The 10,072-nt window shown below is 71.4% G+C and carries 8 protein-coding genes; 2 read left to right on the top strand and 6 right to left on the bottom strand.

The annotated features are described in order from the left end of the window. The 3 genes from IEZ12_RS03375 to IEZ12_RS03365 all read right to left on the bottom strand — a co-directional run. Nucleotides 1–2,670 (bottom strand): bifunctional YncE family protein/alkaline phosphatase family protein (locus IEZ12_RS03375; RefSeq protein WP_229847193.1); only part of this gene is annotated, 2,670 nt, incomplete at its 3' end. A 5-nt stretch (nt 2,671–2,675) separates the two neighbouring features. Further along, nucleotides 2,676–4,025, bottom strand: a complete 1,350-nt coding sequence (locus IEZ12_RS03370; RefSeq protein WP_189270722.1) for an ABC transporter permease — start codon at nt 4,023–4,025, stop codon at nt 2,676–2,678. Beyond that, nucleotides 4,022–4,942, bottom strand: coding sequence for an ABC transporter ATP-binding protein (locus IEZ12_RS03365; RefSeq protein ID WP_189270720.1), 921 nt, complete (start codon nt 4,940–4,942; stop codon nt 4,022–4,024). The genes IEZ12_RS03370 and IEZ12_RS03365 overlap by 4 nt, the downstream gene beginning before the upstream one ends. A gap of 473 nt (nt 4,943–5,415) precedes the next feature. Here IEZ12_RS03365 and IEZ12_RS03360 point away from each other — a divergent pair, with 473 nt between their 5' ends. After that, a complete protein-coding gene (locus tag IEZ12_RS03360; RefSeq protein ID WP_189270718.1) occupies nt 5,416–6,318 on the top strand; it encodes a hypothetical protein in 903 nt (300 codons plus the stop codon). A 713-nt stretch (nt 6,319–7,031) separates the two neighbouring features. Continuing rightward, complete coding sequence (locus IEZ12_RS03355; protein ID WP_189270715.1) at nt 7,032–8,402, top strand: DUF1254 domain-containing protein; 1,371 nt, start codon at nt 7,032–7,034, stop codon at nt 8,400–8,402. A gap of 55 nt (nt 8,403–8,457) precedes the next feature. On the opposite strand, the gene thpR is transcribed toward IEZ12_RS03355, so the two are convergent. The 3 genes from thpR to IEZ12_RS03340 all read right to left on the bottom strand — a co-directional run. Beyond that, a complete protein-coding gene (gene thpR, locus IEZ12_RS03350) occupies nt 8,458–9,075 on the bottom strand; it encodes an RNA 2',3'-cyclic phosphodiesterase (protein WP_189270713.1) in 618 nt (205 codons plus the stop codon). 40 nt (nt 9,076–9,115) lie between these two features. Next, the gene (locus IEZ12_RS03345; RefSeq protein ID WP_189270711.1) at nt 9,116–9,352 is read right to left on the bottom strand and encodes a hypothetical protein; all 237 of its coding nucleotides are present in this window, start codon (nt 9,350–9,352) and stop codon (nt 9,116–9,118) included. Nucleotides 9,353–9,375: 23 nt separating this feature from the next. Next, nucleotides 9,376–10,072 (bottom strand): hypothetical protein (locus tag IEZ12_RS03340; protein WP_189270709.1); only part of this gene is annotated, 697 nt, incomplete at its 5' end.

The following is a 10,072-nucleotide window of genomic DNA, read 5'->3' as shown; positions in this document are numbered from 1 at the left end:
GCCGGGGTAGGGGGTGTTCCAGTCGTGGGCCTCGTACCAGGTGAGGTGGTTCATCTGGGCGGGGTTGGCGCGGTCGGGGGCGGCGTCGGTGCCGGTGAGGTGCTGCTGCTGCTTCCAGTCGGACCACTTCCGGACCAGGTCGGTCCGCTCGGCCGGGACGATCCCGGTCGCGGCGCGGGCGGCGGTCGGGGACTGCGGGGCCGGGACGTCGAGGCCGCAGGAGGGCGCGGTGGCCAGGCCGTTGGTGAGGGAGGTGCGGTTCGGCAGGGCCGAGAACGGGGTGTAGTCGGGGGTGCCGGTGAACGCCGAGGTCATCGGGGTGGCCGCGGTGTCCTTCTGGTTCATGGGCTTGATGCCGAGGATCTGCTCGATGGTGCGGATCATGTTGATCTGCGAGTAGTACTGGCTGTCGACGACGCCGTGCCGGGCGTAAGGGCTGATGATCTGGATCGGGGCCCGGTGGCCGTCGACGTGGTCCAGGCCGGCCTGGGAGTCGTCCTCGACGACGAAGATGGCCGAGTTCTTCCAGTACGGGCTGTGGGTGATCTCGTCGACGATCCGGCCGACCGCGAGGTCGTTGTCGGCGACCTGGGCGGCCGCGTTGGCCGGGCCGCCGGTGTGGTCGCTGGAGAGCCAGAGCATGTTCAGGTTCGCGGGGCCGTTCTGCTCGAAGTCCTGCTTCCAGATCTGCGCCCGGTAGATGTCCGGCACGCTGGTGTCGAACATCGGGAAGGCCGGCACCGAGACGTCGTTCAGCGACGGGATCGGGGAGGAGGACGTCAGCTTGTAGGCGGAGCCGCTGCCGGTGGCCTGCATGGTCCTGGCGTCGCAGTACAGGTTCTGCCAGGTCGCGCCGGCCGGCTTGGTGAGGAACTGGTGGAACTCGCCGAAGTCCCGCACGGTCCTGCCGGACGCCTGGGCGCCGCTCCACAGGGTGCCGCTGACCTGGTGGCCGAGGGCGTCGTTCTCGGTGTCGTAGCTGCGGATGTACTCGCCGGCCGAGGACTCGGTGTACTCCGGGTTGTCCGCCTGCATCAGCCAGTTGTGGCCCTCGGCGGAGTTGGTGCCGATGTCGTACGTGTTGTCGTACAGCCCGAACTGCTCGGCCAGCGCGTGCTGGTTGGGCGTCACGTTGCGGCCGAACTGGGCGAGCGACGCGTCGCCGTTGCCCTGCGGCAGGTCGCCGTAGACCTGGTCGTAGGTCCGGTTCTCCTTGACGATCAGGAACACGTGCTTGATCGTCGACGGGTCGCCGATCCTGTTCGGGACGGGTACGGCGTGCGCCTTGTTGCCGGTGGCGAGCTTGGCCGCGTTGTTGGTCCAGTTGTTCTGCGCGAAGACCTTGCCGGTCTGCTCCCGGATCACCTTGTCGCTCGGCAGGGTGAACCGCACCACGCTGGAGGTGGTGTCGTGGGTGCCGTGCGCGCCGTCCACCCGGCGGGCGTCGATGCCGCGGGTGTTGGAGACCAGGACCTGGTTGCCGGACGAGGAGATCTCGGCGGGGAAGTAGTCCGTCGGCAGCAGGCCGACGTAGCTCGCCGGCTCCTGCGGGCCCGCGTACCGGTAGACGGCGATCGCGTTGGCGCGGCCCAGGGTGACCAGCAGCCGGCCGTCGTCGGTGAGGGTCACCGCGTTGGGCTCGTAGCCGATCGAGGCTTCGGACCAGGGCTGGGTGGCGATGGTCTGGACGACCTTGTCCCGCTTGCTGTCGATCACCGAGACGCTGTTGGTGGCGGTGTTGGTGACGAACACCGCGCCGTTCTTGGCGTACACGGCGGTCGGGTGCAGGCCGACGTCGATGCTGCCCGGCGCCGCGGACGGGTCGGCCAGGTCGATCACGCTGACCGTGCCGGTGGTGGTGGCGGCGGTGTCCGGATCGGCGGGCACCGGGGTGCCGTACGAGTTGAGGGTGGACTCGCCGGGCTTCGCCGGGCGGCCGCCCTCGTTGCTGACGTACAGCTTGCCGCCGACCTGGACCAGGCCGCGCGGGGCGATGCCCACCGTCCAGCTCTGCTTGACGGCGCCGGCCGCGGTGTCGATCGCCACCACCCGGTTCTGGCCGTTGACCGCCGCGTACGCGGTCGCGCCGTCGGCGGAGAACACCAGTCCGGCCACCAGGGCCTGCTGCGAGCCGGCCTTGGCGATCTTGACGACCTTCGGGTTGGCGACGCTGCCGTCCGGGTTCACGTCGAACCGGGTGTACCCGTCCGGCTGGCCCAGCCACAGCTGCTTGCCGTCGGGCGAGTACGTCGGGCCTTCCTGGCCGACGCTGTTGGTGCTGATCCTCGGGACGGAGGTCGCGGCGTTGGAGACCAGCTGCTGCACCTGCCAGTTCCGCACGTCCACGATCGCCAGCGCCGCGCCGCCGTCGGCGACCGCGGCCGCGAGGTGGGTGCCGTCCGGGCTCACCGCGGACGACATGATCTTGCCGTTCTTGATCACCAGCCGCTCGCCGTACGGAGCTATGTACTGGTTGCTGGAGACCAGTTCGCCCCGGTCGTAGACCTGGCCGACCCGGTCGGTGCCGAAGGCGTCCGACTTGGCCCAGCCGACGCCGGCGCCGGCCGCGACGACCACCGCGGTGGCGGCAGCGGTGACCAGCGTCCGGCGGCGGGTGCTGCGACCGGCCGGGACCGGGGTGTCCCCGGTACGGCGACGTGTGACCTGCATCGTTGCTATCCCTTCGAAGGTGCCGGAAGCAGCTCGACGTTGCCGTCGAACTGCCAGAGCGGGTTCGGCGCGTCGCCGGTGGAGGTGCGCACCAGGAAGTAGCCGTTCACTTCCTTCGGCCCGTCGCCGTCGGCGACGAACCGCCCGTCGGGGGCGATGTCGAGCTGGTAGACGGCCGTCCCGGTGGCCTCGACGCCGGGCAGGCGCCAGGACACGACGCAGCGCCAGTCGTTGCCCGGCCCTTCCGGCTCGACCCGGTCGCTGCCCTTGTCGCACGCCGTCGTGACCTGCAGCTGCGCCTCGGTGACGGCGGGACGGTTCAGCTCGGCGGTCTGCAGCCGGTACAGGTGGGCGAAAGCCGTGGCGACCGAGCGCTGCACCTTGTCCTGCCCGATCCCGGACCCGGCGGCCCCGGCCGTCGGGGTGAGGACGCCGACCGTGACGGCCAGCAGGGCGGTCGGCAGCAGGGCGCCGAGGACGAGCGCGCGGCGCCCGGAGCCGTCGTGCGCCGGGCCGGTGAAGTCCCGCCGCAGGAACAGGAACCGGGCCAGCGCCGTCGCGGCGACCGCCCACACCAGGGCGACCGACACGCCGATCAGCAGCGGGCCGGCCTGCACCGGCCCGGTGAACAGGCCGTTCCAGGAGAGGAACGCGTAGCCGGGCAGGGCGAGCCGCACGGCGACGGGCAGCTGCATCAGCTGGGCCAGCTGCATCGCCAGGGCGACCAGCGCGGGCAGCAGCAGCCCCATCGGGGAGCGGCCCAGAGCGACCGAACCGAGCAGGCCGATGCCGGCCAGCGCCAGGGTCGGGGCCAGCGCGCACAGCCAGGCCAGCAGGACCTTCAGCGCGGCGTCGCCCGGCGACAGCAGGTGGCCGTCCAGACCCACCAGGGGCTGGTTGCCGACCGCCAGCAGGCCGCCGACCGCACCTGACACCGCCAGGCCCGTCACCAGCACCAGCAGCACGGTGAGGGCGGCCAGCGCCTTCGCGGCGAAGATCCGGCGGGGCGAGCGGACCGCCACCAGCAGGTGCCGCCAGGTGCCGAGCCGGTCCTCGGCGGCGAACACGTCGCCGGTGACCATCGAGGTCAGCAGCGGCAGCGCCCAGCTGCCCGCGAAGCCGAGTGTCACCAGCGGACCGGCCCACCCCGTGGCGTGCATCCAGCGGCCGAACAGGGTGTCGGTGGGGAGCGTGCCCTGCCGGCTCACCCCGGCGACGAACACCGCGGGGGCCAGCCAGCAAGCGAGCAGCAGCAGGCGGATCCGCCACTGCGCGACCAGCTTGACCAGCTCGAAGCGGTAGGCGCGGGTGACGGGGACGCGAGGGGCCGCGGGTGCGAGGGTCGTCGTGGTCATCGGGCCTCCACCTGCTGCTGGTCGGTGAGGGCGAGGAACGCGGCCTCCAACGGCGACACCACGGGCGCGAGTTCGCGCACCGCGACGCCGGCCTGCACCAGCCGCACCATCAGCGCGTCCAGCGCGGGCACGGGCGCGCGCACCACGAGCCGCTCGCCGCCGTCGTCGGTGACCCGGACCCCGGCAGTGCCGGCCGCCACCCGGCGGGCCGCCGCCGGGTCGGAGGTGAGCAGCCGGTAGTCGAGTGCGCCGTTCTCGGCGGCCAGCTCGTCCAGCGGGCCGGAGAACACCACCCGCCCGGTGGCCAGCACGGTGACCTCGGAGCAGAGCGCCTCCAGGTCGTCCATCCGGTGGCTGGAGAGCACCACGGCGGTGCCGTCCGCCGCCAACTGCCGCAGCACCCCGTGCACATGCCGCTTGCCGGCCGGGTCCAGCCCGTTGGACGGCTCGTCGAGCACCAGCAGCCGCGGCCGGGTGAGCAACGCCGCGGCCAGCCCGAGCCGCTGGCGCATGCCGAGCGAGAACCCGCCTGCCCGGTCGTCGGCGACATCGGTGAGCCCGACCTGGTCGAGCGCCTCCTCGACCCCCGCGGCCCGCCCCCGCAGCGCGGCCAACGCGGCCAGGTTCTGCCGGGCCGTCAGCGCCGGGTACAGCCCCGGACCGTCCACGAACCCGGCCACCCCGTCCGGCGCGGCCAACGCCCGCCCGACCGGCGTCCGCAGGATCTCCAGACTGCCGCCGTCCGCGACCGCCAGCCCCAGCAGCAGCCCGAGCAGCGTCGTCTTGCCCGCCCCGTTCGGCCCCACCAGACCGTGGATCCGCCCCTGTGTCACCGCCAGGTCGACGCCGTCGAGCGCGACGACGTCCCCGAACCGCTTGGTGATCCCGCGGGCCCGGACCGCGAGGAGTGTGTCCATGAGTACCTTCCTCCGAAACCGTTGGAGACCCTAGGCACTTGACGCAACGCGGTCAGGTCCTCGTCCCTGAACGTTCGTGGAACGAAAGGCGAGGATCGGCCGTACACCTGACGATCCGTCACCCCCGCTGCCCGACAAGGCCGGACATCCTCCGACTTCCCCCACCTGAAGCCCCCCTCCGCATCCACGAGGGGTGGTGCCGGCGCACGCGACGGCGCGCGCACGCATTACGTGGGCCTGGTGAGTGAAGGAGAGCCGTGACGTGCAGTCAGGCGGCGTGAGGGCCATCGATGGACGCGGGGTGAAAAACCCCTACCACCTCGGTTAGTTCAGATCGTATGATCGTCCGACCTCGAGTTCGAGGCACGCTCAGACACTCCTCGCCCACCGCCCCTGGCGGAAGCATGGGCCAGGCTGCTGTCGGGAGTTCACTGAACCCTCCCCTTCCGGGGAGGCCGAGTGGCGGAGGCTTCATGCCCAACACTGCGTACGTCTACGTTCCTGCACCGTCTCGCAGGAACCTTGAGATCGGCCTCGAGCAGGGCTTCTGGGGCTGGCGCACCCCCACCCTGGATCGCGCGGGTGCTCGAGACGCCGTCAAGAGTCTCGCCGTCGGCGACTTTCTCGTCCTGGCCTACAAGGGGCCGAACTGCCGGGTCGAGGCCGGTCAATGGAGCCACGCCCAGCTCAAGAGGGTCGTTGTCACCCAGGTCACCCGTCCGTACTTCACCAGCGAAGAGGGCGTGTGGCCCGACGATGTCTACCCCGAGCGGATCGGGCTGGATGTCCTCGACGAGGAGAGCGAGGTGCCCGGCACCGCGCTCGGCGCTGATGCGATGGAAGCTCTCCGACTGTCGGCGAACAAGCAGGGTGCTGCTCTTCTTGCCGCCGGATTCACCGGTGTCGCGCAGTTCGCCACCACCCCTGCGGACGCACCCGCGCCGGGCGGCCCGGACAGCATCGAGCACTCCGGGATGGAGAGTGCGGTCGCCCAGGTGCTGGTCCGCCGAGAGCAGGCAAAGCTGCGTCGGGCTATGTTGAACGGCGCGACCGTCGCGACGTGTGCCCTGTGCGGGCGCACACTGCCGGCCAGGCTCATCCGTGCGGCCCACATCAAGCGCCGCAGCGAGGCCAACCACGCGGAGCGCAGGCTGATGGCCAACATCATGCCGGCCTGCTTGCTGGGCTGCGACGAACTGTTCGAGCACGGGCACGTCGTCGTGGACGACCACGGAGTCGTCCAGCACCGACCCCGCGCCACTGACACTCCCGACCTCTGGGACGCGGCGAAGTCCCTGCAAGGGCGAATCGTGAGCGATTTCGGGCCGCGTGCCAAGTTCTTCGCGTGGCATCGCGAGCACTCCGCCGACCAGTAGTACCTGGTCACCGACCCGCCCACCTCGGCCAGGGAGCAAGGGGCTACAGGCTGCTCACATTCCTGTAGCCCCTTGCCGGCCGGTCCGTCCGTGGTGCGGCACGCGGCCCGCCGCACCCGGCATCGGATGCTGCGGGCCGTCGGTGAGGTGGTGCTCGTCCCGGTGTGGGCGGGCTGAAGCGGAGAGCGTCGTGTCGAGGGTGTCGAGCATCGCCGGTCGACGACGTGGATCCGCCTCGCGAGAGCGGGTGTCCGAAAGCACTCGCTCCGACGTCAATTCGCGCTGTTTACCACTGATGTGATGAATCGTCAGTTCAGCGTTGATGATCAATCGCGACCGGGCGCGGTCGGCCTGGCGCGTGGCGTGCCCGACTGTGACCGGATCGCGCCATTCCGATTCCCGGGTCCGAGCCCTCGCCCCGGCCGGGCTCCCTGGCCGGGGATCCGGTCGGCGACGAGGAGTGCGACTCGGGTTGCCCGACGCTGTGGCCTGGGAACTTGTCGCTGGAAGGCGGGTAGTCGGCACCGAGTGGAAGCGGTTCTGTGGGCGTCGGCGCCTGCCGAGGTCTGTGGCTGGTGTGACTTACAAGGTGGATCGGAATCAGGAGTTCCGATTGTGGCGGGCCTTCACATCGGCCTGTTCCGGCGCTGTGGCGGTCCGGGAGCGGCCGTTAGCGTCGCTGGTCGAACACCGGAGTGGAAAGGACGACGGGCATGGCTGCATCGACCGACCCCCAGCAGGACCCGCTGGCCGGAGCGACGGATCTCTACGTCTTCGGCTACGCGCTTCTCATGATGGAGCTGACACGGCGGCTCCAGACCAACACCGAGACAGTGAACGCGACCCAGGCGCCGGTCAATCAGTTCTGCCAGTACACCTCGCCGCCCACGCCGGAGATGAAGGACGTGGTCCGGCCCAACGTGGACACGCTCTACACGCAGGCGTGGATCGATCTGGCGGTCGAGCCGATGGTGCTGGCGGTGCCGGTGATGGACGACCGGTACTGGCTGATGCAGCTGATGGACGCCTGGTCGAACACCAGTGAGGAGTCGCCGAGCAGCCTCACCCCGCTCGTCGCCCCCGTCACCGACAGCGCGCAGGGCATCGAGATCTACACCTACGCGCTGACCGGGCCCGGCTGGGCGGGGGAGATCCCCGAGGGCATCAAGCAGATCGCGTTCCCGACCGACACCGTCTGGCTGATCGGCCGCACCGAGCTGCACAACCTCAGCACCGACGAGGTGCAGACCGTCGTCGACTACCAGGACCAGATGCGGCTGATGCCGCTGAGTGCCTGGACCGACAGCGGTGCCTGGACGCCCCCGAACGGCCACTACGACCCGAACGTGCCCACCACCCCGCCGTCCGAGCTGATCACCCAGCTCAGCGGCACCGAGTTCTTCGACGAGCTGTCCGCGCTGCTGGAGCGCACGCCGCTGGACCCGCCGGACGACGCGACCTCCGCGCTGCTCGCCGACTTCGGCGTGCACCCGCACGACGAGAGCCGGCTCCCGGACGCCGCCACCCTCGACGCGGCCAAGGACGCGGGCCTGGACGCCGTCAGCACGTACCAGGGGGCCCCGTACATCAACGGGTGGAAGTTCGCGAAGACCGACATCGGCGCCTACGGCACCGACTACCTGCAGCGCGCCAACATCGCCATGTTCGGCCTCGGCGCCAACCTGCCGCAGGACGCCCTCTACCCGAGCACCTTCAACACCTCCACCGACGCCGACGGGGCGCCGATCGCCTACACCCTCACCTTCCCCGCCGGCCAGCTGCCGCCGGTGGACGCCTTCTGGTCGCTGACGGCGTACGACGCGTCCAGCTTCTTGGTCGAGAACTCCGAGAACATCTACGCCATCGGCCACTTCGCCCCTCCGGTGGCCGACCCCGGGACCGGCGCGACCACCCTGTACGTCCAGGCCGAGGAGCCCGCCGACCCCGGGACGGCGACGGCCAACTGGCTGCCCATCCCGACCTCGGGCGACTTCTCCGTCACGCTGCGCCTGTACGCGCCGCAGACCGACGACATCCTCGCCGACTGGCCGCCGGCCCTCACCCCGGCGCCGGCCCAGGACTGACCCGTCGAATCCCCCGGCGGGCGCCCGCCGACCCGTACGCGCCCCGGAAGGGGGCCTACGAGCCGGCGGGTGCGTCGCCGTTCCCGGCCGGGGCGGGGGCGTCGAGCGGCCAGGAGTCGAGGTCGCGGTAGCGGATCGGGCCGGGGCCGCGGCCGGTGTTGCTGGCGACCAGGTGGAGGCGTTCGGTCCACCAGGGGCGGCCCGCGAAGTCGGCGAGGCCGGCGGCGGCCAGGGGCACACTGGCGGGGTCGTCGCGGCGGGAGCGGGCCAGGGTCAGGTGCGGGCGCAGCGGGCGGTCGGGGAAGTCGAGGCCGCAGGAGCGGAGCAACTCCCGTACGTCGGTGGCGAGTCGGTGCAGTCCTTCGAGGTCGCCGTCGATGCCGCTCCACAGCAGCCGCTCGTCGAAGTGGCCGCCGCCGCGCAGGGCCAGCCGCAGGGCGGGGTGCGAGGCCGCCGCGCCGGGCAGCGCCGAGCGCAGCACCGGGGCGGCGGTGGAGGGGAGTTCGCCGAGGAAGGCCAGGGTGATGTGCCAGTCGGCGATCCGGTTCCACCGCAGCAGCGGGTACGCGGCGTAGGCGGGCTGCAGGGCGCGGGCCAGCTCGTCCTTGGCGTCGTCGGGCGGGGCCAGCGCCACGAAGAAGCGCCGGGTGGGGGGCTCGGGGTGATCGTCCACCAGGGATTTCTAGCACCCCCGCCGGGCCGGGCCGGGCCGGTCAGTCGGCCGGGTCGGCCGGGTCGCTCGCGGAGTGGTGGATGTGGAGGTCGCCCTTCATGACGGTGTAGAGGCTGGCGTGGCCACTGGCGGTGTTGTGCTGAGTGGGCGACTCGGCCTCGGCGGCCGCGGCCGGCGCGGGGTTCGACTCGACGCGGTTGTCGCGGCCGACGACGACGGGGCCGTGCGCGTCGCCGCCGATCCGGACGTCGTACCGGTCACCGGATCCGGTGGCCATGGGCGCTCCTTCGTGAGGGGTGGTCATCGGGCCGCCGAGCGTTCCTGGCGGACGGTGGCGAGCAGCTGGTCGACCTCGGCGGCGGTGAGGACCACGGAGGTGATCTCGATGTCCTCGGCGCGGTCCCAGTACGAGCTGCTCCCCGCGGCGTTCGCCCGGTTCTGGGACTCCGCGCTGACCTGCTGGTACACGGCGGCACCGGACGGGTCGTCGCAGGTGAGGACGCCGCTGATGGTGTCGCCGGTGACCGGCAGCGGCTGCGGGCCGCTGGAGCAGCTGCCTGCGGCGCGGCCGTCGATGGTGAGCGAACCGACCGTCAGCAGCACGTTGACGTGCGAGAGCCTGCGGATGGTGGCGTCGTCCGGGAGGATCTTCGCGGTGACGCTCTCCTTGACGTGGCACCCGGTGGCGTCGCAGTTCACCGAGCTCTTGTCGGTCACCTGGTCGAAGTCCAAGGTCCCGTAGGTCGCCGTGGTGAGGTCCTTGACGGACTTCTCCAGGGCGTCGTACATCGACCCGGTCTCGCCCGGCGCCACCAGCGCGAGGTCCATGGACGTGGTGTCCCACAGCGGGGAGTTGGCCTCCTGGGCCCGGGAGAGCTTGCCGTCCGTGGGCAGGTGGAACTTCCACGCGCTCGGCGGCTCCCAGCGCAGGAAGCGGTACGGCGCGTCGCGGGAGACGTAGAGGTAGCCGGCGGTGGTGTCCGCGCGGAGGGCCGGA

The sequence above is a fragment of the Kitasatospora griseola genome (assembly GCF_014648555.1).
GTDB lineage: Bacteria > Actinomycetota > Actinomycetes > Streptomycetales > Streptomycetaceae > Kitasatospora > Kitasatospora griseola.
Note: the sequence above shows the minus strand (reverse complement) of the source record. Positions and strands in the feature narration are given on the sequence as shown.

Excerpts from the sequence above, each read along its gene's own strand:
- IEZ12_RS03355 (WP_189270715.1), top strand. The coding sequence starts at position 7,032 with ATGGCTGCATCGACCGACCCCCAGCAGGACCCGCTGGCCGGAGCGACG.
- IEZ12_RS03360 (WP_189270718.1), top strand. The coding sequence starts at position 5,416 with ATGCCCAACACTGCGTACGTCTACGTTCCTGCACCGTCTCGCAGGAAC.
- IEZ12_RS03345 (WP_189270711.1), bottom strand. The coding sequence starts at position 9,352 with ATGGCCACCGGATCCGGTGACCGGTACGACGTCCGGATCGGCGGCGAC.
- IEZ12_RS03370 (WP_189270722.1), bottom strand. The coding sequence starts at position 4,025 with ATGACCACGACGACCCTCGCACCCGCGGCCCCTCGCGTCCCCGTCACC.
- IEZ12_RS03365 (WP_189270720.1), bottom strand. The coding sequence starts at position 4,942 with ATGGACACACTCCTCGCGGTCCGGGCCCGCGGGATCACCAAGCGGTTC.